This is a genomic window from Nonomuraea sp. IBHARD001, from assembly GCF_056106265.1.
Genome location: NZ_JBWBBW010000002.1, coordinates 8193061 through 8217052, shown reverse-complemented (window position 1 = coordinate 8217052; position 23992 = coordinate 8193061). Strand labels below are relative to the sequence as shown.

Below are 23992 nucleotides of genomic sequence, written 5' to 3'. Positions count from 1 at the left end.
CCCACACCGTACGGCTGCCGCTACCGGAGGCAGGCACTGTACGGCTGCGACTACTGCTACCGGAGACAGGCAGCGACGATGGCAGGCACGATCTTCTTCAGCACGGCGAAGTCCTTGTCGCCGGAAAGTCGACCGTCGTGCGACCCGACACCTTCGTACGCCTCAGGACGCTCTCCATCCCAAGCTTCGGCCTCCCTCGCCACGCCGCCACCACCCACCGAAGCCGGGAACGCCGAACCTGAGGCAGCACGGCCCTCCACCTGCATCTCGTCAGCAGGCTCGTACTCCGTGATACCGAGCCCCGCGACCTCAAAGGCACCCGCCAACCCCCGTACCAGGGCGACAAGCTGCTCCGGACCGAGCCCGCCGGGTGCAGGAAAACCGACTGACGCGAAGGAACCGGGGTCCAGGACGTCAAGATCGATATGGATGTACACCGCCCGAACCTCATCCCCGGCCAATCCGCGTACCGCCTCAACCAACGCCTCCGCACCAGACGACCCCTCATCGGCATACGACCCGGCAAACGACTCGGCATACGACCCGGCAGGGTTCAGATCGGCGACCGTCAGGTGGCGTACGCCGTGTTCGGTGATGTACGCCTGTTCGCCCTGGTCCAGGTCCCGGACACCGGCCAGAACGACGCGAGACGACTCAAGGGGAAGGGCAGGTACCAGGTCGGCATGGCCTTCGCCGAGGATCGTGCGAAGGATCATGCCGTGGAAGGCGCCGGAAGGGGAGGACTCGGGCGTATTGAGGTCGCCATGACTGTCGAACCAGACAAGCGCCAGGCCACTGCCGTACTTGCGTACGGCTGCGGCGACGGGTTCGAGTTCGACGCCGCAGTCTCCGCCGAACGTCACCGTCAAATCGCCCCCAGCCTGCCGCAACGCCTCCCGTACCTTCTCGGCGGTCGACACCAGCTCCGCATGCCCGGTGGTGTCGCCCACCTCGACGACAAGGCGGTTCGCCGCTTCGACGGAGGACGAGCCGGGCGGGAGGGCGAGGTCGGACAGAAGGTGGGGGCCGTGCTTGAGGCGGTGGGCGGTGGGGGCGCCTGAGCCCTGCCATTGGGGGACTTCGACGATGGTGAGCGAGGTGGTCGAGCGGGTGGACATGGGTGGCTCCTTACCAAGAGGTGGGACGGATACATGGTGAGGGGGCGAGATGGACACGTGAGGTGAATCGCACATCCTTTGTCTCGCGGTTTGCGTACGGCTGAAGAAGGGCCCGCTAGCATCGAGAGCCGTGACTGAGCAGGCAATGAGAGTGGTAGCTGGTCGATGAGTTCCGTGAAAGTGCGTGTGCCCGCGAAGGTCAACGTGCAGCTCTCGGTGGGCCCGCTGCGTGACGACGGGTATCACGACCTGGTCAATGTTTTCCACGCCGTCTCACTCTTCGACGAGGTCGAGGCCAAGGAGTCCGAACGAGTCACGATCAAGGTCGAAGGCGAGTCGGCCGATCAGGTGCCGCTGGACGACGGCAACCTCGCCATCCAGGCGGCCCGCGCCCTGGCCAAGCATGCCGGCCGCACATATGGGGTCGACCTGGTGATTCGTAAGGCCATTCCGGTAGCTGGTGGGATGGCGGGAGGCAGCGCCGATGCCGCAGGGGCGTTGGTGGCGTGCAACGAGTTGTGGGGCCTGGGGCTGCCGCGTGAGGATCTCATGGAGATCGCGGGGGATCTGGGCAGTGATGTGCCGTTCTCGCTGATGGGCGGCACTGCGATCGGTACGGGTAGGGGCGAGCAACTCGCCGAGTTGCCTACCGGCGGGACGTTCCATTGGGTGTTCGCGGTGGCCGACGGTGGTCTGTCCACGGCTCGGGTCTATGCCGAGTGTGATCGCCTTCGGCTGGCGATGGGTGAGCGTGTGGCCTGGCCTCAGGCGAGTGAGGCACTGGTGAAGGCACTGGCCGAAGGTGATGCCCAGGCGCTCGGCGCCCACCTCACCAACGACCTGCAGCCTGCGGCGCTGATGCTGCGCAGATCACTCGCCCGGACCTTGGACGCCGGGCGTGAGCATGGGGCGCTGGGGGCGATCGTGTCGGGGTCCGGTCCGACGTGTGCGTTCCTCGTCGCCGGTGAGGAGCAGGCCAGCGAGTTGTCGGCGTTGCTCATGGGGTCGGGCGTCTGCCGTACCACGGTGACGGCGTACGGGCCCGTGGCAGGGGCGGAGATCTTCGCCCGGCCCAATTGACCGTACGCCGATGTCGGCCGATGACGTTGCGTGACGATCTAGGTTGCGCGACAGATGTGCGGGTGCGGTTGGGCTTGGGCCCAGGTGAAACGAGCGGGGCGCACGGTCGTTCGCGGTGCGGTCCGAAGGTGGCTCTGTTCCGGCTCGGGGTGGGCGGCTGAGCTTGGTCGGGTGTGCTCTGCTTGGGGCGGGTTGTGACTGGCGCTTGGCAGGGGTGTGTCAACTTTTCTGCATTTAGGTGCGTCTAATCCTTTATGGGATTACTGCTTCGCGGTACCGCTGTCGTCGTCGCGTTCTCCGTTGCCGCAGGGCCGACCGCTGCTCATGCCGTGGCTCCGGCCGGGCAGTGGGGCGTCGTGCACAATGATCGTCGCGATGTCTACGACGCGGTCACGGTGACGTCGGGCGGGGCGGTATGGGTGGCCGGGACGCGGCGTTCGAGTGGCGGTGTCGAGTCGCTGCTGCTGAAGGGCGGGCGGTCCAGCTTCAAGCGGGTGACCGGGCCGGGATTCCGCGTAAAGCGGCTGGCTTCGGCGTCCGACACGAGGGTGTGGGCGTTCGGCACGTCGCGGTACGCACGATGGGACGGCAAACGCTGGCAGGCCAAGCCGTGGAGCCACGGCCGGGTCGATCGGGCGTACTCCATCGGCGACAACCTCTGGGTTATCGAGAACGCCAATGTGTTCCCCTCGACGGGCAAGGCGGGGTGGAAGGCGCAGTCCACGCTTCGACGCCTGTACGGGACGGTGTGGCGCAAGGTGCCCACGCCGATCGTGATCAAGGGGATCGACGGCAAGTGGGCGGCGGGTTCGGCGAAGGGCAAGGCGGCTCTTGCCCGCTGGAGCGGCAAGGCCTGGAGCGCGGCTGCACTTCCGGCGCTTCCCGCCACGCGTCCGGGTCAGATCTCGGAGCTGACCGATGTCGCGATGGACGGCGAGACCGGAAGGATCATGGCCGTCGGCTGGGCCGCATGGCCGTGCGGTGCTGCGAACAAGTCGTTCTGCGGCGAGACGCTGCTGCTGTCCGGCTATCCGGGCAGCTGGAACTACGAGGTACGTCCCGAGCCGGGCTTCCAGCCGCGCGCCCAGGCGGAGCCTGACGGCAGAGGCGGGGCGTGGGTTGTGTACGGCGCCAAGGGAGGCGGCAGCGCGTACCTGCACATGGGCGTCGACAGCGTCGAAGCGGGGGCCTTCCCGACTCCGCCGAATCAGAAGGCGGCTGTGCGGGACCTCGCCATGCAGCTGGGGGGTAATTCCGTTTGGGCGGTTGGCGCGGTGCCTTCCGGTTGGGGCGGAGTGATCTGGGCAAATCGCCGCTAGGGTCGACCGGCGACCGGCGACCGGCGAGTGGTGAGCAGTGAGAGGTGACCGGCGAGCGCGGTCTGTCGGCTGGGGTCTGCTGACTGCTGGCTGGCGTTTGGCGTTTCGGTGGCTGCGGGTCGGCGAGCTGCGGTGGTTTGGGCGATGAGGGCTGTGCTGCGAGCGTTCAGTGAGAGGTGGCGTTGGGACGCTTATCGGGTAGCTGCGCGCTCGCCGGATGGGCGGGGAGCTCCTATCAGGTCTGGGCGCTGGCGGGATGGGTGGTCAGGTCTGGGCACTGGCGGGACGAGGGGAGGAGGTCGTGGCGGGTGCGTATGCCGTCGGGGTGACTGTGCCGGGCATCTCGTCCTGGTCTGAGGGGCTGATCGAGGCGAGAAGGCGTGGAGGTGGTTGGGAGGTGGTGTTGCGCGTCTTGGGGGTTGGTTTCGCCGATACCCTTGGAGGGCGATGAATCTGGTCAATCTGGAGTCTGTCTCCCACGCCTACGGGCCCAAGCCGCTTCTCAGCGATGTCTCACTCGGGATCGAGGCCGGTGAGCGCATCGGTGTCGTCGGCAGGAACGGCGGTGGGAAGAGCACGCTGATCTCGGTCGTGGCGGGTGACGTCAAACCGGACAGCGGGCGCGTCACGCATACGCGTGGGCTGCGCGTGGGCATGTTGTCCCAGCGCGACGACCTCGACCCGGCGCTTGCCGTACGGGAGATCGTGCTTGGGGGTAAGGCCGAGCACGAGTGGGCCGGGGATCAGGCGATCAGGGAGATTCTGGCCAATCTCATCGGGGACCTGGATCTTGAGGCCAAGGCCGGGGAGTTGTCGGGTGGGGAGCGGCGGCGTACGGCGCTGGCCAAGCTGCTCATCGACGAGCACGACCTGATCATGCTGGACGAGCCGACCAACCACCTCGACATCGAGGCGATCGCCTGGCTGGCGTCGCATCTGTCGGCGCGTAAGAGCGCGTTGCTGGTGGTGACGCACGACAGATGGTTCCTCGACGCGGTGTCGACACGTACGTGGGAGGTCGTCGACGGGCGGGTCGAGCGGTACGAAGGTGGCTATGCCGCCTATGTCCTGGCCAAGGCGGAGCGGGCGCGGATCGCGCAGGCCGCCGAGGACCGCAGGCAGAACCTGATGCGCAAGGAGATCGCGTGGCTGCGGCGTGGGCCGCCCGCGCGTACGTCCAAGCCGAAGTTCAGGATCGACGCCGCGCAGGCGCTGATCGCCGACGAGCCTCCGGCGCGGGAGACCGTGGAGCTGGTGAAGTTCGCGGCGGCCCGACTTGGGCGTACGGTGTACGACCTGGAGGACGTGACGCTGCATGCCGGTGGGCCCGGGGCGGGGCCGCTGGTGCTCGACGGGATGACGTGGCAGTTCGGGCCTGGCGACCGGATCGGGCTGATCGGCGTCAATGGGTCGGGGAAGTCATCGGTGCTGCGCTTGCTCGCTGACACTGTTCAGCCCGACTCGGGGCGTGTTGTCCGAGGCAAGACGGTACGGCTTGCCCATCTTTCGCAGGAGTTGACCGAGCTGGACCCGACCCGGCGTGTGCTGGAGACGGTCGAGGAGATCCGCAAGTACATCCAGGTTGGCAAGCGGGAGTGGACCGCTTCGCAGCTGCTTGAGCGGCTCGGGTTCAAGGGCGAGGCGCAGTGGAAGGTCGTCGGGGATCTGTCGGGCGGCGAGCGGCGGCGGTTGCAGCTGCTGCGGCTGCTCATGGACGACCCGAACGTACTGCTGCTGGACGAGCCGACCAACGACCTCGACATCGAGACGCTGAACGAACTCGAAGACCTGCTGGACGGCTGGCCGGGCACCCTGATTCTGGTCAGCCATGACCGTTACTTCCTTGAGCGGGTGGCCGACCGGTGTGTCGCGCTGCTCGGCGACGGGAAGTTGTCGATGCTGCCCGGTGGGGTGGACGAGTACCTCCAGCGGCGGGCCGCCGGGGCGGCGGTCACGGCCCGCGTGGCGAGTGGCGGCGTCGCGGCTGCGCCGTCCGCGGCTGCTTCTCCGGCTTCGGCCGATGGGGCAGGCGCCGGGCTTTCGGCCAAGGAGGAGCGGGAACTGCGCAAGGAGCTCAGCCGCTTGGAGCGCCAGCTCGACAAGTTCGCCGGGCAGGAGGCCAAGCTGCACGCGTCCATGGCGGACGCGGCCAGCGACTACGCCAAGCTGGGATCGCTCGATGCCAAGCTGAAGGATCTGCTGGCGGAGAAGGACGCGGTCGAGGCTGAGTGGCTGGAAGTTGCGGATCGGCTGGGGGAGTAGGTGTAGGGGCGGGAGTCGTCGGGGGTGGGGCGCGTTGCGTCGCCTGGGCTGGGCTGAGGTGGCCAGGGCTGGTGGGGGTGGTCCTCCGGCAGGCTGGTTCGCCTGATTTGCTGGCAGTTTGCCTCTCTCGTCTGGGAAGACTGTCTTCCTCATGCCGGAGTCTGCCGACCTCGTGCTGGTGGTCCGCAAGCGTCCCCAGGGGCAGCTTGTCGATCTCCGGCTGATGTCCGCCGTCCTACGGGTAGCCCGCCGATCTCCTGCTGGTGGTCCAACAGCTCCGGCAGGCAGATTCGTGGGGCTCCCCCGAAGGCAGGTTCGTCGGCTTGCGGCAGGCCGATCCGTCAATGTCCATGGGCCAGGCTGAGCTGTCTACAGCTCGACCGGCGGCACCGTGCTGCCTATGGTCGGTTGGCACCCTCCGTGCGCACCAGGCCGGCGAGTGTTCGGCAGCCTGCTGTTGCGGCAGGGCTCGATGGCTGATCTGACCGCTCGGGCCCGACTGTGCTCGGTCGACGCTCTCACGGGGCAGGTCTGCCGGGGGTCAGGCGTCGAAGGGGGTGAGGAGGGTGCGGAGGAGGTTGGCGAGGGTTTGCTGGTCGTTGGGGCCGAGGGCGGCGAGGAGGTCGTGTTCGCGGCGGAGGAGGTCGGCGAAGGCGGCGTCCACGCGGGCGCGGCCCTCGTCGGTGAGGGAGACGAGTACGCCTCGCCGGTCTTCCGGGTCGGGACGGCGGCGAACCAGGCCGGCCTGGGTGAGGCGGTCGATGCGGTTGGTCATGGTGCCGGACGTGACTAGGGTGGCGCGGAGCAGTACGCCAGGGCTGAGTTCGTACGGCTCGCCCGAGCGGCGGAGTGTGGTGAGCACGTCGAACTCCCACGGCTCCAGACCGTGCTCGGCGAAGGCCGCCCGGCGGGCACGGTCCAGATGTCTGGCCAGGCGCGAGACGCGGCTCAGTACCTGTAGCGGTCCAACATCAAGGTCCGGCCTCTCCAGCCGCCACGACGCGACCAACCGGTCGACCTCGTCCTCACTCACACTCCCATTCCGCCGCTGCCCCCGCCCACCGCCCCCTCGTCCAGCCGCACCACGCCCACCGATCTCGCGCCCGCCGGCCTCACGGTCGACTGCATTGCGCTCGTCCGGATCACCAGAAGTCTCAAGCCCATCAGCATGGCGTCCGCCAGACTCGCCTGTGGCTCCACGTCTTCCGTCCGAGGCGTCCACCAGCCCACGTCCCTCAGCGTGGCGCTCATCGGAACCGCCCGCAGATCCCCGTCCGCCCCCGCTTCGCCCGGCAGATCCCCGTCCGCCTCCGCGCCGCTCGTCCGAGGTGTCTGTCAACCCGTAGCCGCTGGGGTGGCGTTCGTCGGTTCCGCTCGCCGTTGCGCTTCCGCCACCGCGTCGCCTGACCGAAGCGTCCGTCTCCCCATGATCACCAGCACGGCGCTCGTCGAACCCGCCCAAGCTCCCACGTCCCACAACATCCCCCCCGCCCAACCCCACCGCATCAAACCCCGCCCCAAAATCAGGCGTTTCCCCGGTCGGAATCTCGTGGTGCGTCATACGAGGAGTCTACTGTCTTGACATCGAGACACTCCTCTCGATATCAATTATCTTGATGTCGAGAGATATGTGGGACCCTGAAATCTACGGCCGTTACGCCGACGAGCGTGCCAGGCCGTTCTTCGAGTTGATTGCGCGAGTCCGGGCTGACAGTCCCGATTATGTCGTGGACGCCGGTTGCGGCACCGGAGAACTGACGATCGAACTGGCCCGGCGTTGGCCGCGTGCCACCGTGCGCGGGTTCGACTCCTCGGCGGCGATGATCGCCAAGGCGCCCGACGCGCTGAAGGGGGCGCTGGAGGTGGCCGATGTCACCACCTGGACACCGGACCGGCCGATCGACGTGCTCGTCAGCAACGCCGTACTCCAATGGGTGCCCGCGCATGGCGAGGTGCTCGATCGGTGGGCGGGGGCGCTCGCGGCGAAGGGGTGGCTCGCGTTTCAGGTGCCGGGGAACTTCGATGCGCCGAGTCATAGTTTGATCAGGCAGGTGTGTCGCGGTCCGAGATGGGGATCGGTGCTGGGCGATCTCGTACGGGAGGACCCGGTCGGCGGGCCGCAGGACTATCTGGCCAGGCTCGAAGGGCTGGGGCTCAAGGTGGACGCCTGGGAGACGACGTACCTGCATGTGTTGCAGGGGACGGATGCCGTGCTCGGGTGGATCTCGGGTACGGCGTTGCGGCCGATGCTGGATCGGCTCGACGACCCGGACGAGCGCGCGGAGTTCCGCCGGGAGTGCGCGCAGGTGTTGAGCCAGGCGTACCCGGCCCAGCCGTACGGCACGGTGTTCCCGTTCAGGAGGATCTTCGTCGTGGGGAGGCGTACATGATCGTCGCACTGCATCACGTGCAGCTCGCGGCTCCGCCGGGCAGTGAGGAGGCGCTCAGGGCGTTCTACGCCGGGTACCTGGGCCTGACCGAGGTGCCGAAGCCGCCTGAGCTGGCCAAGCGAGGCGGCTGCTGGTTCCGGGGCACGGGTGTGGAGATCCATCTCGGGATCGAGGAGGACTTCAGACCGGCCCGCAAGGCCCATCCCGCCTTCATCGTGCACGACCTCGACGCCTACACGAAACCAACCAACCTCGACGCCTCCACGAACCCGCAACCAAGCGCCCCCGCACCCCACGCGGACCCGGACCCGGACCCAAGCAACCTAGACGCCCGCACGAACCCGCAACCAAGCAACCAAGACGCCCCCGCCCCCCACACGAACTCCCCCCACAACGTTGACCTGCTGTTTCCCGGATACCGGCGGATCTACGTGTTCGACCCCGTAGGTAACAGAATCGAACTCCTGCAAGCCGTGTGATGTTCACCCGCGAATGGCATGATTGTCCGCAATCGTCCATCCAGTCGCCATTCGCCACTGCGGGGTGTTGTGGGTATCGAGATCGAGGACAAGTTCGACGTCCCAGCTGAGTACGTCATTCCCGACCTGAGCAAGCTCGGCGAGGTGGTCGGCCCGAAGGGGCACCAGCTCGTGGCTCTCTATTACGACACGGCCGATTTCAGGCTCGCGGCCAGGGGCGTCACGCTCAGACGGCGACGGGGCGGAGCCGACCCGGGCTGGCACCTGAAGCTGCCCAAGGCCAAAGGCGTGCGCCAGGAGATCACCCACCCCCTGACCCGCAGTACCAAGATCGTCCCCGAGGAGCTGGCCACCCTGGTCACCGCCTACACACGGGGCGCCGAGCTGGTGGTGGTCGCCGAGCTCGACACCAAACGTACGGTCGTCACGCTGCACGACGGCGACAGGCAGCTCGTGGAGATCGCGGACGACCGCGTCAAGGGCACGGTGTTCGCGGGCGAGAACGCCGAGCCCAAGGTGGAGCGCTGGCGCGAGGTCGAGGCCGAGCTGCTGGGCGGCGACGAGGCCCTGCTCGCCAGGGTGGGCAAGCGCCTGGCCAAGGCCGGAGCCACCCCGGCGAGCTCGGCCAGCAAACTCGCCAGGCTCCTGGACCGCCCGCCCGCGCTCAAGGCGCACACCGAGCCGGGCTCGGCGGGCGAGGTCGTCGTCGACTACCTCCTGTCGCAGGTCAACGCCCTGCTCTCCCAGGACCCCCGGGTACGGCGGGCCGAGGACGACGCCGTGCACCAGATGCGTGTGGCCGCGCGAAGGCTGCGCAGTGCGCTGAAGGCGTTCAAGACCATCGTGCCGGGCACCGACGCGATCCAGGACGAGCTGCAGTGGCTCGGCAATGTGCTGGGCGAGGTCAGGGACCTGGAGGTGATCCGGGCCAGGTACGCCGACCTGATCGGCGAGCTGACCGCCGAGCTGGTGATCGGCCCGATCAAGGTCAGACTGGGCGACGACCTGCTCACGCGTGAGGGCGAGGCTTATGAGGAGATCAGGCGCACCCTGAGCGAACAGCGCTACTTCCTCCTGCTGGACGCCCTCGACCAGCTGGTCACCGACCCGCCGCTCGGCAAGCGCGCGGCCAAGCCGGCCGACGTCACGCTGGAGGAGGTCGCGGCCAGGAACTGGGCCAGGGTGACCGACGCCTACGCCACCGCACAGGCCATCGACGACCTCGACCGGCGCGAGATCGCCATGCACGACGTGCGCAAGGCGGCCAAACGGGCCAGGTACACCGCCGAGGCGCTCGGCCTGGGCAAACTCGCCAAGCGTGCCGAGAACGTCCAGGAGGTGCTCGGCCTGTACCAGGACGGCGTCGTCGCGCAGGAGACCCTGCTCAAGGAGGCCGAGGCGGCCAGGCAGGCGGGCGAGGACACCTTCACCTACGGCGTGCTCGTCGCAGTCGAACGCGCCAGAGCCGAACGCGCACACGAGGAGTTCCCCGACGTGTGGGAGGAGACCGTCTCGGCTGTCGCCAAACTCCTGTGACACCCGACAGCTCGTGGACGTGCGTGAGGAGGAGGTGGCGGGCCGGGTGTCGCCAAACTCCTGTGACACCCGACAGCGCTACGTCGCGTAACGTTCCACGCTGATCACCCGGTCCTCGCCGCTCGCCCGGTCGAACGTGCGGTGCAGCACCGCGAAGGCGCCCTTGCGCAGGTGGACGTCCTTGCCGGTGAGCCCGGAGATCAGTTCGGGCAGGACCTTGCCGTGGCTGCACACGGCGGCGGGCACCCGCAGGTCCTCCAGCAGGCCGAGTGCGGCGACGGCGTCGTAGCCGGGCTCGCTCAGCACCGTCTCGGCGACGATGTCGCGCGAGTAGCCTTCGAGCGTCTGCACGCAGCGGGCGCTCGGCGAGCTGATCAGCACGTCGGGGCGGTAGGCGGGCAGCACGCTCGCGACCGTCGCGGCCTGCGCCCTGCCCTCCTCGTCGAGCGGTCGCAGCCGGTCGTCGCCCTGCCACCGCTGACGCGACCCGGCCTGCGCGTGCCGCAGCAGCACCAGCGGCACGGTGGTCAGCGGCGCCGCCATGAGCGCGCGCAGCAGCCCGGCGTCCCACTCGTAGGTGAGCAGCGCCCTGGCCCGTACGGCGGGCAGCCAGCGCAGCTCGTCGACCTCCTCGCCGGGCGCGAACGTTCCCGAGACCGCACGCGCCGACCAGTAGTCGACCCGCTTGAGCCTGCCGTCCTTGAGGTAGTGGACGGGGGGAAGCGCCCTGCCGAGCGTCACGGTGAGGCCGCTCTCCTCCTCGACCTCGCGCAACGCGCCCGCGATGACGTGCTCGCCGTGCTTGAGCTTGCCCTTGGGGAAGGTCCAGTCGTCGTACCTGGGCCGGTGGACGAGCGCCACCTCGGGGGAGTGTTCGTCACCCCGCCAGAGCACGGCTCCTGCCGCTCTGATCACCTCAGTCATCAACGGTCCTCCAGCGCCGGGTGCCGATGAGATGCGTCTGCAGGTCTTCGCCCTCGTGCCTGACCCAGGAGCCGTCCGCGTTGAGCCACCAGGCGGCCGTCGCGTCGGAGGTGGCCCTGTCCATGAGCTCGATGAGGTACTGCCGGTGTTGTGAACTGGAGACCTTCACCAGCGCCTCGACCCTGCGGTCGAGGTTGCGGCGCATCAGGTCGGCACTCCCGATCCACACCTCGGGCCGCCTGCCCAGCCCGAACTCGTAGACACGCGAGTGCTCAAGGAATCGCCCAAGGATGGAACGCACCCGGATGTTCTCCGACAACTCCGGAATGCCTGGACGCAGGGTGCAGACCCCGCGTACCCACAGATCGATCTGCACACCAGCCTGCGAGGCCCGGTAGAGGGCGTCGATGAGCGGCTCGTCGACCAGCGAGTTGGTCTTGATCCTGATCCTGGCCGGCCTGCCCGCCTGCTGGTGGGCGATCTCCCGCTCGATCCTGGCCAGCAACCCGCCGCGCAGCGAGTGCGGAGCCACCAGCAGCCGCCGGTAGGCCGAGTGGTTGGAGTAGCCGGTCAGATGGATGAACAGGTCGGTGACGTCCTCGCCGACCAGCGGATCGGCCGTGAGCAGGCCGAAGTCCTCGTACATCCGTGCGGTCTTGGGGTTGTAGTTGCCGGTCCCGATGTGGCAGTAGCGCCGCAGCTCGCCCGACGGCTCCTGCCGTACGACGAGGGCGAGTTTGCAGTGGGTCTTCAGGCCGACGACGCCGTAGACGACGTGGCATCCGGCGCGTTCGAGCTTGCGCGCCCAGGAGATGTTGGCGTGCTCGTCGAACCTGGCCTTGATCTCGACCACCACGACGACCTGCTTGCCCGCCTCGGCCGCGTCGATCAGGGCGTCGACGATGGGGGAGTCGCCGCTCGTGCGGTACAGCGTCTGCTTGATCGCCAGGACGTGCGGGTCCTCGGCCGCGGCCTCGATGAAGCGCTGCACGCTGGTGGCGAAGGAGTCGTAGGGGTGGTGCAGCAGGATGTCGCGGTCACGCAGGACGGAGAAGATGTCGTCCTCGGCGTGTACGGCCTCGGCGGGCACGAAGGGCCTGAAGCTGAGCTCGCCCCGGTCGAGGTCGGCGATGGCGTGCAGGCCGCCGAGGTCGAGCGGCCCGGTGAGCATGGAGATCTCGTGCGGCGCGACGTCGAGCTCGTCGACGAGCAGTTCGAGCACCTCGGGCGTGATGGTGTCCTCGACCTCCAGGCGCACGGGAGAGCCGAAGCGGCGGCGCAGCAGCTCCTTCTCCAGGGCCTTCATCAGGTTCTCGGTCACGTCCTCGTCGACGTCGAGGTCCTCGTTGCGCGTCACCCTGAAGGCATGGTGCTGGACGATCTCCATGCCCTTGAACAGCTGGCCGAGATGGGCGGCGATCACATCTTCGAGCGGGACGAACCTGTCCTTGGAGGCGGCCACGAACCTGGGCAGCTGCGAGGGCACCTTGACCCGGGCGAAGACGGTGTGCCCGTCGCCCGGGTTGCGCACGACGACGGCCAGGTTGAGCGAGAGGCCCGAGATGTAGGGGAAGGGATGGGCGGGGTCGACGGCCAGCGGCGTCAGGACCGGCCTGATGCGTTCCCTGAACAGCTTGCGCAGCTCGGTGCGCTCCTCGCGGCCGAGGTCGTCCCAGCGCACGATCTCGATGCCTTCGGCCGCGAGCTGCGGGTTGACGATCTCGTGGAAGACGGCGGCGTGCCTGCGGGCCAGGCCGTCGGCGATGGTGGCGATCCTGGCCAGTTCCTCGCGCGGCTTCAGTCCGCTCTTGGCCCGCAGCAGCAGGCCGGTGGCCATCCGGCGCTTGAGTCCCGCCACGCGCACGCGGAAGAACTCGTCGAGGTTGCTGGCGAAGATGGCCAGGAATCTGACCCGTTCGAGCAGGGGGAGCGAGTTGTCCTCGGCGAGTTCGAGCACGCGCTGGTTGAACTGGAGCCAGCTCTCCTCACGGTTGAGAAACCGCTCCTGTGGGAGGGGCAGATGGTTACCAGGATGCAAGAGCTCGGCGGACATATGGACCAATATGCCCAACTTGGTTGAACAGAAAGTGAACTACGGTTCAACTGCTTTCTCTTGCTGTTGCAATCTTGCCTGGCGCTCGGCCAGCCTGTTCTCCCGCTCGCGCAGCCGCTCCTCGCGTTCGAGGGCCTTTTCGGTCTCCTTGGCCAGCCGTTCGCGCTCCTTCAGCTCGCGCGCCCTGGCCTTGTCGGCCTCCTTCGCCAGCCGTTCGCGCTCCTTGTCGGCCTCCTTGGCCTGGCGCTCGCGCTCCTTCTCCGCCTCCTTGAGCTCGCGGTCGCGGGCCTTCTCCAGCTCGCGCAGCTCCTTCTCGCTGGGGCGGGGCAGCAGCGGCTTGACCGTGACCGTGCGGGTCGCGGCGGTGATGCCGGGGCTCGGGTTGAGCGCGGTGAGGCCGTTCCAGGCCAGGTTCACCAGGTGCGCCGCGACCTCCTCACGGCCGGGCTTGCGCACGTCGAGCCACCACTGCCCGGTGAGCGCCACCATGCCGACCAGCATCTGGGCATACATGGGCGCCAGGTTGGGGTCGTAGCCCCGCACCTTGAACTCGTCGGCGAGCACGTCCTCGACCTGGCTGGCGATCTCGCTGATCAGGCTGGCGAACGTGCCGGTGCCCGAGGCGGCGTGCGAGTCGCGTACGAGGATGCGGAAGCCCTCGCTGCTCTCCTCGATGTAGTGCAGCAGGGCCAGGGCGGCGCGCTCCAGCTTGATCAGGGCGTGCGAGGCCGACAGCGCCTCGGTCACCATGCCGAGCAGCTTCTGCATCTCCCTGTCGACGACGACGGCGTAGACGCCCTCCTTGCCGCCGAAGTGTTCGTAGACGACCGGCTTGGAGACCTTGGCCGTGGCCGCGATCTCCTCGATGGAGGTGCCGTCGAACCCCTTTTCTGCGAACAGCGTGCGACTGATCTGGATGAGCTGCTCTCTGCGCTCCTTGCCCGACATGCGTCGGCGTGCTCGAGGTTCGGTGGTCACGGGATCCATCATGACGGTTCCCACCGGAGCGGTGGGAACCGTAGCTGTTCGATCAGCCAATGCGCTTCGCCGCCAGGCGCTCGGGGGTGGGCCAGCGCACGTCGTAGGCCCAGCCCAGCTTCTCGAAGATGCGGATGAGCCCGGCGCTCAGGTCGATCTGCCCCTTGAGCGCGCCGTGCCTGGCGCAGGTCGGGTCGGAGTGGTGCAGGTTGTGCCAGGACTCGCCGAAGGAGGGCAGCGCCAGCCACCACACGTTGCGCGACTTGTCGCGGCTCTGGAAGACCTCGTCGCCGAACACGTGGCAGATGGAGTTGATCGACCAGGTGACGTGGTGCAGCAGGCCGATGCGGACGAGCGTGCCCCAGAAGAAGGCGGTCAGCGCGCCCTGCCACGACCAGGTGATGAGCCCGCCCAGCACCGGCGGCGCCACCATGGAGGTGATCGCCATGACCGGGAACCACTTGTGCAGCTTGATGATGTCCGGGTCCTTGACCAGGTCCGGGGCGTACTTCTCCCGGTTGGTGCGCTCGCTCTCGAACAGCCAGCCCATGTGCGCGTACAGCAGGCCCTTGGTCAGCGCCTTGAAGCCGGGGCCGAAGCGCCACGGGGAGTGCGGGTCGCCCTCCTTGTCGGAGAACTTGTGGTGCTTGCGGTGGGTGGCGACCCAGTCGAGGACCGACATCTCCAGGGAGAGGCTGCCCGCGATGCCGAGTGCGATCTTGAGTGGCCGCTTGGCCTTGAACGAGCCGTGCGTGAAGAAGCGGTGCAGGCCCACCGTGACGCCGAGGCCGGTCACCAGGTAGAAGACGGTGGCGATGATGATGTCGGTCCAGCCGAGGCCCCAGCCCCAGGCCAGAGGCACGGCGGCGACCAGTGCCACGAGGGGCAGGCCGACGACGAATCCGAAGGTGATGAGCTCGGGCCTGGTCTTGGGCTCAGGGTCGACGTCGGGCTTTGGACCGGGTGTCGTGCGCTCTTCAACGACGGTCATGTGCTGCCTCTCGCGGCGTCAATGGGAATTTTGTCCTGGCTACGCAACCGTAACCTACGTCAGCGTAAGTTAGGAATCCCTAAGCGCGAATGTGCGAAAGATGACGGCCTCCGGCGTCACCCCAGTGGGTTCCGCGACTTGCGGCCACGCCGCCGCCTCTGTTATATGCGCCACTATTCGATGCTCAGGTACGGCGGGCGTCGCGCGCACGCGCGCAAGGGATCGGTATCGTAGGAGCCAGCGTGATCCCATCCCGGATCGTCTAATCGGCAGGACAAGTGGTTTTGGTCCACTTTGTAGGGGTTCGAGTCCTCTTCCGGGAGCCTAGATCAAGTCATCCCAGGTGGGACCGACCCAGACCCGGCAGGTATCCTCACGATGTCGGGAGGGTGGCGGCGCGGTAACCGTGCCAACAGCCCTGAACCGTCCAGCCACAGGGAGCCTCTGTCCGTGAGTGTGCCACGCCCGGCAGCAGTCGTCGTCCTCGCAGCAGGCGAGGGTACCCGGATGAAATCCCGCACCCCAAAGGTGCTCCACGAGCTGTGCGGCCGCACGTTGGTCGACCACATGCTCACAGCCGCTCGCGGTCTCGGACCCGAGCGGCTCATCGTTGTCATAGGCCATGAGCGCGAACGCGTCGGCGCGCATCTCGGCCGTACCAGCCCCGACGCCAAGGCCGTCGTGCAGAGCGAGCAGCGCGGCACCGGACACGCCGTGCGCACGGTCCTCGAAGAGGTCGGCGCCATCGCGGGCACCGTCCTGGTGACCTACGGCGACACGCCGCTGCTGCGCACCGAGACGCTCGCCGGACTGCTGCGCGAGCACACCGCCGAGGGCAACGCGGTCACCGTGCTGACCGCCGTGGTCCCCGACCCCACCGGATACGGCCGCATCATCCGCGACCCCGCGGGCGCCGTGCTCGCCATCGTCGAGCAGAAGGACGCCACGCCCGAGCAGCGCGCCATCGACGAGATGAACTCGGGCGTCTACGCCTTCGACGGCCTGCTGCTCGCCGACGCCGTCAAGCGGGTCTCCACCGACAACTCCCAGGGCGAGGAGTACCTCACCGACGTGCTCTCGATCCTGCGCGAGGACGGCCACCGGGTCGGCGCGCACGTCGCGGCCGACTACGTCGAGGTCGAGGGCGTCAACGACAGGGTGCAGCTGTCCTTCGCCCGCAAGGTGCTCAACGAGCGCGTCCTGACCGCCCACATGCGGGCGGGCGTCACGGTCGTCGACCCCGCCAGCACCTGGATCGACGTCACGGTCGAGATCGAGCCCGACGTCGTCGTCCATCCCGGCACCCAGCTGCACGGCTCCACCACGATCGAGACCGGCGCCCAGATCGGGCCCGCCTCCACGCTCACCGACACCCGGGTGGGCGCGGGAGCCGTCGTGCGCAACGCCGTGTGCGACAGCGCCGTGGTCGGCCCGGAGGCCAGCGTCGGGCCCTACGCCTACCTGCGGCCCGGCGCCGAGCTCGGGCGGAAGTCCAAGGCGGGCACCTATGTCGAGCTGAAGAACGCCAAGGTCGGCGACGGCTCGAAGGTGCCCCATCTGTCCTACGTCGGGGACGCGACGATCGGCGAGGGCGTCAACATCGGCGCCGCGGTGGTCTTCGTCAACTACGACGGGGTCAACAAGCATCACACCACGGTGGGCGATCACGCCTTCGTCGGCTGTGACACCATGCTCGTCGCTCCGGTGACCATCGGCGACGGCGCCTACACGGCGGCCGGATCGGTGATCGACGGGGACGTCCCCCCCGGGGCGATCGGCGTGGCGAGAGCGCGGCAGCGCAACATCGAGAAATGGGTCTTGCGCAGGCGCGCGGGCACGAAGTCGGCAGGGGCCGCCGCACAGGCCCTCACCGAAGAACAGCAGGAGAGTGGTAAGTGACCAGCATCAAGCAGCCTGGCGAGAAGAACCTCATGTTCTTCTCCGGAAGGGCCTATCCGGAGCTGGCAGCCGAGGTGGCGCAGAACCTGGGCGTCTCGCTGACACCGACCAAACTGATCGACTTCGCCAACGGCGAGATCTACGCCCGTTACCTGGAGTCCGTACGAGGCTGCGACGCCTTCGTGATCCAGAGCCACACCGGCCCGATCAACAAATGGATCATGGAACAGCTCATCATGGTCGATGCGCTGAAGCGGGCCTCCGCCAAGCGCATCACCGTGGTCATGCCGTTCTTCGGCTATGCCAGGCAGGACAAGAAGGGCAGGGGCCGCGAGCCGATCACCGCGCGACTGATGGCCGACCTGTTCAAGACCGCGGGCGCCGACCGGCTGATGTCGATCGACCTGCACACCTCGCAGATCCAGGGCTTCTTCGACGGCCCCGTCGACCACCTGTTCGCCATGCCGGTCCTTGAGCGCTACCTCAAGGACAAGCTCGACCTGGCCAACACCACGATCGTCTCGCCCGACACCGGCCGGGTGCGGCTGTCGGAGCGCTGGGCCGACACGCTCGGCACGCCGATGGCCTTCATCCACAAGCGCCGCGACCTCGACGTGGCCAACTCGGTGAAGGTCAACGAGGTCGTCGGCAAGGTACGCGGTCGCACGTGTGTGCTGATCGACGACATGATCGACACCGCGGGCACGATCTGCAAGGCGGCCGACGCCCTCTACGAGCAGGGCGCGACCAACGTCATCGTGGCCGCCACCCACGCCGTCTTCTCCGACCCCGCGGTCGACCGGCTGAAGAACTCCCGCATCTCCGAGGTCATCGTCACCAACACGCTGCCGCTGACGGAGGACAAGAAGTTCGACAAGCTCACCGTGCTGTCGATCGCGCCGCTCATCGCCAGGGCCATCACCGAGGTGTTCAGCGACGGGTCGGTGACGAGCATGTTCGAGGGCGACTCCTGAGCGGGTACCCTTAGCAGGTTGCGTTCGTAACGCCTCCCGCTAGGGCGGATGAGGGAGAGCGCAGTCCCCGATCGTCAAGCATCCCTAGGAGATGTCATGGCCGAAGTTCAGATCGCCGCCGAGTCCCGCACGGTGTTCGGCAAGGGCGCCGCCCGCGCCATCCGCCGCACCAACAAGGTCCCGGCCGTCCTCTACGGACACGGCACCGAGCCCAGGCACCTGACGCTGCCCGGTCACGAGGTCCTGCTCGCGCTGCGCACCGCCAACGTGCTCATCCACGTCAAGGGTGACGGCGTCGACGAGCTCTGCCTGCCCAAGGGCGTGCAGCGCGACCCGATCAAGGGCTTCATCGAGCACCTCGACCTGCTCCTGGTCAAGCGTGGCGAGAAGGTCACGGTCGAGATCCCGGTCACCGTCGTCGGCGACGTCTCCTCCGACGGCATCCTCGACCAGCAGGCCGTGTCCATCGCGGTCGAGGCCGAGGCCACCCACATCCCGACCGGCATCGAGGTCGACGTCGACGGCCTCGAGGTCGGCACCCAGGTCACCGCCGCCGAGCTCAAGCTGCCCAAGGGCTCGACGCTCGCCGCCGACCCCGAGACGCTGATCCTGCACGTCACCGCCAAGCCCACCGAGTCCGCCGAGGACGCCGACGGCGAGGCCGCCGAGTCCGGCGAGGCCGCCTCCGAAGAGGCCGCCGAGTAGGTCCGCTTTCAGGAGGGGCAGCCGGGCGACGTCCGGCTGCCCCTTCGGCATAACCGACGGATGGGATGAGATGGACCGCTGGCTGATCGCCGGGCTGGGCAACCCCGACAAGCAGTACGAGAAGAACCGGCACAACGTCGGCTTCATGGTCACCCACGAGCTGGCCGCCCGTGCCGGAGGGTCGTTCAAGGCCGACAGGAGCGGCGCCCACCTCCTGGTGACGCCGAAGGCCGTCCTGGCCAAGCCGTGGCGCTTCATGAACCTCTCGGGCGGTCCGGTCAAGGCGCTGCTCGACTACTACAAGGTGACGCCCGACCGGCTGATCGTCGTGCACGACGAGCTCGACGTGCCCTACGGCGCGCTCAGGGCCAAGTTCGGCGGCGGCGACAACGGCCACAACGGCCTGAAGTCGATCAGCGCCTCGCTGGGCACCAAGGACTACTTCCGGGTCAGGTTCGGCATCGGCAGGCCGCCCGGGCGGATGGATGCCGCGGCGTTCGTGCTCAAGGACTTCGGCACGGCCGAGCGCAAGGATCTGGACTTTCTCCTCGACCGGGCCGCCGATGTGGCCGAGTCGCTGATGGAGCGGGGTCTCGAAGCCACTCAGAATGCCTTCCACGCCGTTGACCTGAACATTTCCGGTCCTCCGCGCTAAGCGCCGCAAAGGTCCTTTCGCGGCCTGCGCCGTACTACTCGTGGCTACCATTCCTTGACTGTCTGGTGATGAACGCATCACACGGGGGTGGACGTGAGTGAGCGGCTGATGACCGTCGTGCGGGCCGATCCGCCCATGACATGGCGGACCAGCCCCCGCATGCCGGGGTGGATGCGGGTCTACCGGGTCAGGGCGCTGGTCGCCGACCTGGTCTGCGCGGGCGCGGGGGCGCTGCTCGCCTTCTTCGCGCGCTTCGGCGAGGTCACGCCCTATGTGACGCCGTATCTCGTGCTCAGCGCCGCACTGCCGCTGGTGTGGGTGCTCGCCGTCACGCTCAACCGGGCCTACGAGCCCAGGCTGATCGGCATCGGCTCGGAGGAGTTCCGCCGCGTGGTGCAGTGCGGCCTCGCGCTGACCGCGGCCATGGCCATCTGCGCCTATGTCACCAAGACCGACGTCGCCCGCGGCTATGTCGTCCTGGCCCTGCCGCTGACCACCCTGCTCACCCTCCTGTTCAGGTACGGCCTGCGCCGCTCGCTGCACCGCAGCAGGGCGAGCGGCGCGTGCATGCGCAAGGTGGTGGCGGTCGGGCACCGGGCGGCGATCGACGACCTGGTGCGGATGTTCCGCAAGGAGCGCTACCACGGCATGGAGGTGGTGGCAGCCTGCCTGCCCGAGGACGCACCGGGCGAGCTGGTCGGCGGCGTGCCGGTCGCGGGCGGCTTCAGCGACGTGCCGCTGGTCGTGGAGCAGCTCGACGCCGACACCGTGGCCGTGCTCGCCTGTCCCGAGATGGACGGCGTCGCCCTGCGCAGACTCGCCTGGCGTCTCGAGCGCACGCACACCGAGCTGGTGGTGGCGCCCGCGCTGATGGAGGTCGCCGGGCCGCGCACGACGATCCGGCCGGCCGCCGGGCTGCCGCTGCTGCACGTGGAGCATCCCGAGCTGGTCGGGGCCAGGCAGCTGGTGAAGAACGTCTTCGACCGGCTGGTCGCACTCGCGTTGCTGCTGGTGCTCTCGCCGCTCCTGATCGGGCTCGCGCTGGCCGTACGCTCCACCAGCCAGGGGCCCGCGCTGTTCCGTCAGATCCGCGTCGGCAGGGACGGCAGGCCGTTCACGATTGTGAAGTTCCGCACTATGCGCAGCGACGCCGAGCGGCTGAAGGTGGCGCTGACGAGCGAGGGCGACGGCGTGCTGTTCAAGGTGCGCAACGATCCGAGGGTCACGCCGCTCGGCGCCCGCATGCGCAGGCACTCCCTCGACGAGCTGCCCCAGCTGCTCAACGTGCTGCTCGGGCACATGTCGCTGGTCGGGCCGAGGCCCCCGCTGCCCGACGAGGTGGCCCGCTACGGCGACGACGTCCGCAGGCGGCTGCTCGTGCGCCCGGGGCTGACCGGGCTGTGGCAGGTGAGCGGCCGATCGGACCTGTCGTGGGAGGAGTCTGTACGGTTGGACCTGCGATATGTCGAGAACTGGTCCCTCATGCTCGATCTGCAGATCCTGTGGAAGACTTGGGCGGCTGTCGCACGCGGGCAAGGAGCCTATTGATGACGATTCGCGACGACCACGCTCTCGCGGCCGACCTGGCCGCCGAGGCGGGCGCACGGCTGCTCGCGCTGCGTGAGCGGGAGGGCTTCGGCGAGCCTCCCGCGCTGCGCGCCGCCGGTGACAGGGCGTCGCACCTCTTCCTGACCGAGGCCCTGGCCAGGCTGCGCCCGAGCGACCACGTGCTGTCGGAGGAGGCCACCCGCGAGGAGCGCCACGACCCCAAGCGGGTGGCGGCCTCGCGCGTGTGGATCGTCGACCCGCTCGACGGCACCCGTGAGTTCGCCGAGGAGGGGCGCGCCGACTGGGCGGTCCACGTGGCGTTGTGGGAGCGCGGCGCCCTGGTGGCCGGAGCGGTGGCGCTGCCCGCGCAGGGCCGCACCCTGTCGACGGTCGAGCCGCCCGTGCTGCCCGCCTTCCAGAGCGGGCGCTTCCGCATCGCGGTGAGCAGGACGAGGCCGCCCGAGTTCGTGCAGAAGCTGGCCTATCTGGTCGGGGCCGACCTGGTGCCGATCGGTTCGGCCGGTGCGAAGATCTCCGCGGTCCTCACCGGCGAGGTCGAGGCCTACGTGCACGCGGGCGGGCAGTACGAATGGGATTCGGCCGCTCCGGTGGCCGTGGCGCAGGCGGCGGGGGCGCACACGAGTCGTATCGACGGCTCTGTGCTGACCTACAACCATGAGGACCCTTCTCTGCCCGATATTCTTGTTTCCCTACCGGAACTGGCGTCATCGTTGCTCGCCGGGATCCGGGACCTGCACCGTTAGCGCTAGCCCCGGAGGAAGCCCCCATGCTGCAGCGCGACTACACCACGTCGCAGCTCGACGTTCTCGAGGCAGAGGCCATCCACATCATGCGTGAGGTGGCCGCCGAGTTCGAGCGTCCCTGTCTGCTCTTCTCCGGTGGCAAAGACTCGATCGTGATGCTCCGCATCGCCGAGAAGGCCTTCTGGCCCGCGCCGATCCCCTTCCCGCTCATGCACGTCGACACCGGGCACAACTTCCCCGAGGTCATCGAGTTCCGCGACCGGCGTTCGGAGGAGCTCGGCGCCAAGCTGATCGTGGCCTCCGTACAGGAGTCCATCGACCAGGGCAGGGTCGCGGAGGAGACCGGCCGCAGGGCCTCGCGCAACCGGCTGCAGACCACCACGTTGCTCGACGCCATCGAGGACGGCAGGCACGACGCCGTGTTCGGCGGGGCCCGCAGGGACGAGGAGAAGGCCAGGGCCAAGGAGCGGGTGTTCTCCTTCCGCGACGAGTTCGGCCAGTGGGACCCCAAGAACCAGCGTCCCGAGCTGTGGAACCTCTACAACGGCCGGATCCGCCAGGGCGAGCACATCCGGGTCTTCCCGCTGTCCAACTGGACCGAGCTCGACATCTGGGACTACATCCGCCGCGAGGGCATCGAGATCCCGTCGATCTACTACGCGCACAGCCGTCTGGTCTTCGAGCGTGACGGCATGCTGCTGGCCGACAACCCCTGGACGAACAGGGGTGACGACGAGCCGCTGTTCGAGGCCGTCGTGCGCTACCGCACGGTCGGCGACGCCACCGTGACGGGCGCCGTGCAGTCGTCGGCCGCCACCGTCGAGGAGATCATCGCCGAGATCGCCGCCACCCGGGTCACCGAGCGCGGCGCCACCCGCGCCGACGACCGGACCTCCGAGGCCGCGATGGAAGACCGCAAGCGTGAGGGCTACTTCTAACCATGGACATTCTCCGTTTCGCCACCGCGGGCTCCGTCGACGACGGGAAGTCCACGCTGATCGGCCGGCTGCTCTTCGACTCCAAGGCGATCTTCGAAGACCAGCTCGAAGCCGTCGAGCGCACCTCGCGCGACCGCGGCACCGAGTACACCGACCTGTCGCTGCTCACCGACGGCCTGCGGGCCGAGCGCGAGCAGGGCATCACGATCGACGTGGCCTACCGCTACTTCGCCACGCCCAAGCGCAAGTTCATCATCGCCGACACCCCGGGCCACATCCAGTACACCCGCAACATGGTGACCGGCGCCTCCACCGCCGACCTGGCGATCATCCTCATCGACGCCCGCAAGGGCGTGCTCGAGCAGTCGCGCAGGCATGCCTTCCTCACCTCGCTGCTGCGCGTGCCGCACCTCGTGCTCGCGGTCAACAAGATGGACCTCGTCGACTACTCCCAGGAGCGGTTCGAGGAGATCCGCGAGGAGTTCACCGCCTTCGCCTCCAAGCTCAACGTCACCGACCTGACCTTCATCCCGATCTCGGCGCTCAACGGCGACAACGTGGTCTCCCGCTCGGAGAACATGCCCTGGTACAACGGCTCCTCGCTGCTGCACCACCTGGAGAACGTGCACATCGCCTCCGACCGCAACCTGGTCGACGTGCGCTTCCCCGTGCAGTACGTCATCAGGCCGCAGCGCGCCACCGACCACGCCTTCCACGACTACCGCGGCTATGCCGGCCAGGTCGCCGGAGGCGTGCTCAAGCCCGGCGACGAGGTCCTGCACCTGCCCTCGGGCCTGACCACCCGCATCGCGGCCATCGACACCTTCGACGGCCCGGTCGAGGAGGCGTTCCCGCCCATGTCGGTGACGCTCAGGCTCGAGGACGACATCGACGTCTCCAGGGGCGACCTGATCTGCAGGCCGAACAACCAGCCGCAGGTCGCCCAGGAGATCGACGCGATGATCTGCTGGATGGCCGACGGGGTCAAGCTGGCGCCGCGCTCCAAGCTGACCATCAAGCACACCACCCGTACGGCCAAGGCGCTCGTGCGCGCGTTGCACTACCGCCTCGACGTCAACACGCTGCACCGCGACGAGAGCGCGAGCGCACTCGGGCTCAACGAGATCGGCCGGGTGTCGCTGCGGATCACCCAGCCGCTGTTCGTCGACGACTACGCGCGTAACCGGCTCACGGGCGGCTTCATCCTCATCGACGAGGCCAGCAACACCACGGTGGCCGCGGGCATGATCCTGGACGCCCGTACCTGACGCTCCGCAGAGGCGGGCGGTCGTCGTGGCCGCCCGCTTTTTGTGCGTATGGCGGCCTGACCGCCGGGTGAAGGAGCGGCGGAAGGTAGATCCTTTTGCGTTCCGTTACTC

At 68.2% G+C, this 23992-nt stretch carries 20 protein-coding genes and 1 tRNA gene; 15 read left to right on the top strand and 6 right to left on the bottom strand.

Annotated elements, in window-relative coordinates:
• Positions 1–56 precede the first annotated feature (56 nt).
• Entirely contained in the window at positions 57–1118 is a 1062-nt protein-coding gene (locus tag ACTWNK_RS39005) for an arginase family protein (RefSeq protein ID WP_474309948.1), read from the bottom strand.
• A gap of 165 nt (positions 1119–1283) precedes the next feature.
• On the opposite strand from ACTWNK_RS39005, the gene ACTWNK_RS39000 reads away from it, so the two are divergent.
• From ACTWNK_RS39000 to ACTWNK_RS38990, 3 genes are all read left to right on the top strand, one after another.
• Positions 1284–2198 carry a 4-(cytidine 5'-diphospho)-2-C-methyl-D-erythritol kinase gene (locus ACTWNK_RS39000; RefSeq protein WP_474309947.1) on the top strand — a complete coding sequence of 305 codons (915 nt, stop codon included), beginning with the start codon at positions 1284–1286 and terminating at the stop codon, positions 2196–2198.
• A gap of 254 nt (positions 2199–2452) precedes the next feature.
• On the top strand, positions 2453–3517 hold the full coding sequence (locus ACTWNK_RS38995; protein WP_474309946.1) for a hypothetical protein: 1065 nt from the start codon (positions 2453–2455) through the stop codon (positions 3515–3517).
• 447 nt (positions 3518–3964) lie between these two features.
• Positions 3965–5779 carry an ABC-F family ATP-binding cassette domain-containing protein gene (locus tag ACTWNK_RS38990; protein WP_474309945.1) on the top strand — a complete coding sequence of 605 codons (1815 nt, stop codon included), beginning with the start codon at positions 3965–3967 and terminating at the stop codon, positions 5777–5779.
• A gap of 541 nt (positions 5780–6320) precedes the next feature.
• Here the strand turns inward: ACTWNK_RS38990 and ACTWNK_RS38985 are convergent.
• On the bottom strand, positions 6321–6812 hold the full coding sequence (locus ACTWNK_RS38985) for a MarR family winged helix-turn-helix transcriptional regulator (protein WP_474309944.1): 492 nt from the start codon (positions 6810–6812) through the stop codon (positions 6321–6323).
• A 595-nt stretch (positions 6813–7407) separates the two neighbouring features.
• Between ACTWNK_RS38985 and ACTWNK_RS38980 the strand changes: the two genes are divergently transcribed.
• The 3 genes from ACTWNK_RS38980 to ACTWNK_RS38970 all read left to right on the top strand — a co-directional run bounded on the left by ACTWNK_RS38980 (position 7408) and on the right by ACTWNK_RS38970 (position 10184).
• The gene (locus tag ACTWNK_RS38980) at positions 7408–8169 is read left to right on the top strand and encodes a trans-aconitate 2-methyltransferase (protein ID WP_474309943.1); all 762 of its coding nucleotides are present in this window, start codon (positions 7408–7410) and stop codon (positions 8167–8169) included.
• Positions 8166–8648, top strand: a complete 483-nt coding sequence (locus ACTWNK_RS38975) for a VOC family protein (RefSeq protein ID WP_474309942.1) — start codon at positions 8166–8168, stop codon at positions 8646–8648. Before ACTWNK_RS38980 ends, ACTWNK_RS38975 begins: the two co-directional genes overlap by 4 nt.
• A gap of 69 nt (positions 8649–8717) precedes the next feature.
• A complete protein-coding gene (locus ACTWNK_RS38970; protein WP_474309941.1) occupies positions 8718–10184 on the top strand; it encodes a CYTH and CHAD domain-containing protein in 1467 nt (488 codons plus the stop codon).
• A gap of 78 nt (positions 10185–10262) precedes the next feature.
• Here the strand turns inward: ACTWNK_RS38970 and ACTWNK_RS38965 are convergent, their stop codons facing one another.
• Genes ACTWNK_RS38965 through ACTWNK_RS38950 form a run of 4 tightly spaced genes read right to left on the bottom strand, consistent with a single transcriptional unit; the run spans position 10263 to position 15130 of the window.
• A complete protein-coding gene (locus ACTWNK_RS38965) occupies positions 10263–11108 on the bottom strand; it encodes an NUDIX hydrolase (protein WP_474309940.1) in 846 nt (281 codons plus the stop codon).
• Entirely contained in the window at positions 11101–13161 is a 2061-nt protein-coding gene (locus ACTWNK_RS38960; protein WP_474309939.1) for an RNA degradosome polyphosphate kinase, read from the bottom strand. Before ACTWNK_RS38960 ends, ACTWNK_RS38965 begins: the two co-directional genes overlap by 8 nt.
• Before the next feature lie 39 nt (positions 13162–13200).
• Positions 13201–14148 (bottom strand): TetR/AcrR family transcriptional regulator, encoded by a 948-nt coding sequence (locus ACTWNK_RS38955; protein ID WP_474311123.1) that lies wholly within the window; start codon positions 14146–14148, stop codon positions 13201–13203.
• 43 nt (positions 14149–14191) lie between these two features.
• Positions 14192–15130 (bottom strand): acyl-CoA desaturase, encoded by a 939-nt coding sequence (locus tag ACTWNK_RS38950; RefSeq protein WP_474309938.1) that lies wholly within the window; start codon positions 15128–15130, stop codon positions 14192–14194.
• 251 nt (positions 15131–15381) lie between these two features.
• Here ACTWNK_RS38950 and ACTWNK_RS38945 point away from each other — a divergent pair.
• From ACTWNK_RS38945 to cysN, 9 genes are all read left to right on the top strand, one after another.
• Positions 15382–15453, top strand: a tRNA-Gln gene (locus ACTWNK_RS38945).
• 127 nt (positions 15454–15580) lie between these two features.
• On the top strand, positions 15581–17029 hold the full coding sequence (gene glmU / locus ACTWNK_RS38940; protein ID WP_474309937.1) for a bifunctional UDP-N-acetylglucosamine diphosphorylase/glucosamine-1-phosphate N-acetyltransferase GlmU: 1449 nt from the start codon (positions 15581–15583) through the stop codon (positions 17027–17029).
• Complete coding sequence (locus tag ACTWNK_RS38935; protein WP_474309936.1) at positions 17026–18003, top strand: ribose-phosphate diphosphokinase; 978 nt, start codon at positions 17026–17028, stop codon at positions 18001–18003. Before glmU ends, ACTWNK_RS38935 begins: the two co-directional genes overlap by 4 nt.
• Positions 18004–18099: 96 nt before the next feature.
• Positions 18100–18708: a 50S ribosomal protein L25/general stress protein Ctc gene (locus ACTWNK_RS38930; RefSeq protein WP_474309935.1), complete on the top strand. Its 609-nt coding sequence runs from the start codon at positions 18100–18102 to the stop codon at positions 18706–18708.
• A 70-nt stretch (positions 18709–18778) separates the two neighbouring features.
• The gene (gene pth / locus ACTWNK_RS38925) at positions 18779–19363 is read left to right on the top strand and encodes an aminoacyl-tRNA hydrolase (RefSeq protein ID WP_474309934.1); all 585 of its coding nucleotides are present in this window, start codon (positions 18779–18781) and stop codon (positions 19361–19363) included.
• A 108-nt stretch (positions 19364–19471) separates the two neighbouring features.
• Positions 19472–20911, top strand: coding sequence for a sugar transferase (locus tag ACTWNK_RS38920; RefSeq protein WP_474311122.1), 1440 nt, complete (start codon positions 19472–19474; stop codon positions 20909–20911).
• Positions 20911–21675, top strand: coding sequence for a 3'(2'),5'-bisphosphate nucleotidase CysQ (locus ACTWNK_RS38915; protein ID WP_474309933.1), 765 nt, complete (start codon positions 20911–20913; stop codon positions 21673–21675). Before ACTWNK_RS38920 ends, ACTWNK_RS38915 begins: the two co-directional genes overlap by 1 nt.
• Positions 21676–21698: 23 nt before the next feature.
• Entirely contained in the window at positions 21699–22613 is a 915-nt protein-coding gene (gene cysD, locus ACTWNK_RS38910) for a sulfate adenylyltransferase subunit CysD (RefSeq protein ID WP_474309932.1), read from the top strand.
• A 2-nt stretch (positions 22614–22615) separates the two neighbouring features.
• On the top strand, positions 22616–23881 hold the full coding sequence (cysN, locus tag ACTWNK_RS38905) for a sulfate adenylyltransferase subunit CysN (RefSeq protein WP_474309931.1): 1266 nt from the start codon (positions 22616–22618) through the stop codon (positions 23879–23881).
• Positions 23882–23992: the final 111 nt, after the last annotated feature.

Bases quoted from the DNA above. Each gene is read 5' to 3' on its own strand.
- ACTWNK_RS38930 (WP_474309935.1), top strand. From the start codon at position 18,100: ATGGCCGAAGTTCAGATCGCCGCCGAGTCCCGCACGGTGTTCGGCAAG.
- ACTWNK_RS38950 (WP_474309938.1), bottom strand. From the start codon at position 15,130: ATGACCGTCGTTGAAGAGCGCACGACACCCGGTCCAAAGCCCGACGTC.
- ACTWNK_RS38975 (WP_474309942.1), top strand. From the start codon at position 8,166: ATGATCGTCGCACTGCATCACGTGCAGCTCGCGGCTCCGCCGGGCAGT.
- pth (WP_474309934.1), top strand. From the start codon at position 18,779: ATGGACCGCTGGCTGATCGCCGGGCTGGGCAACCCCGACAAGCAGTAC.
- ACTWNK_RS38995 (WP_474309946.1), top strand. From the start codon at position 2,453: ATGGGATTACTGCTTCGCGGTACCGCTGTCGTCGTCGCGTTCTCCGTT.
- ACTWNK_RS38990 (WP_474309945.1), top strand. From the start codon at position 3,965: ATGAATCTGGTCAATCTGGAGTCTGTCTCCCACGCCTACGGGCCCAAG.
- ACTWNK_RS38955 (WP_474311123.1), bottom strand. From the start codon at position 14,148: ATGGATCCCGTGACCACCGAACCTCGAGCACGCCGACGCATGTCGGGC.
- ACTWNK_RS38965 (WP_474309940.1), bottom strand. From the start codon at position 11,108: ATGACTGAGGTGATCAGAGCGGCAGGAGCCGTGCTCTGGCGGGGTGAC.
- ACTWNK_RS38980 (WP_474309943.1), top strand. From the start codon at position 7,408: ATGTGGGACCCTGAAATCTACGGCCGTTACGCCGACGAGCGTGCCAGG.
- ACTWNK_RS38920 (WP_474311122.1), top strand. From the start codon at position 19,472: ATGACCGTCGTGCGGGCCGATCCGCCCATGACATGGCGGACCAGCCCC.
- ACTWNK_RS39000 (WP_474309947.1), top strand. From the start codon at position 1,284: ATGAGTTCCGTGAAAGTGCGTGTGCCCGCGAAGGTCAACGTGCAGCTC.
- cysD (WP_474309932.1), top strand. From the start codon at position 21,699: ATGCTGCAGCGCGACTACACCACGTCGCAGCTCGACGTTCTCGAGGCA.
- cysN (WP_474309931.1), top strand. From the start codon at position 22,616: ATGGACATTCTCCGTTTCGCCACCGCGGGCTCCGTCGACGACGGGAAG.
- ACTWNK_RS38915 (WP_474309933.1), top strand. From the start codon at position 20,911: ATGACGATTCGCGACGACCACGCTCTCGCGGCCGACCTGGCCGCCGAG.
- ACTWNK_RS39005 (WP_474309948.1), bottom strand. From the start codon at position 1,118: ATGTCCACCCGCTCGACCACCTCGCTCACCATCGTCGAAGTCCCCCAA.
- ACTWNK_RS38960 (WP_474309939.1), bottom strand. From the start codon at position 13,161: ATGTCCGCCGAGCTCTTGCATCCTGGTAACCATCTGCCCCTCCCACAG.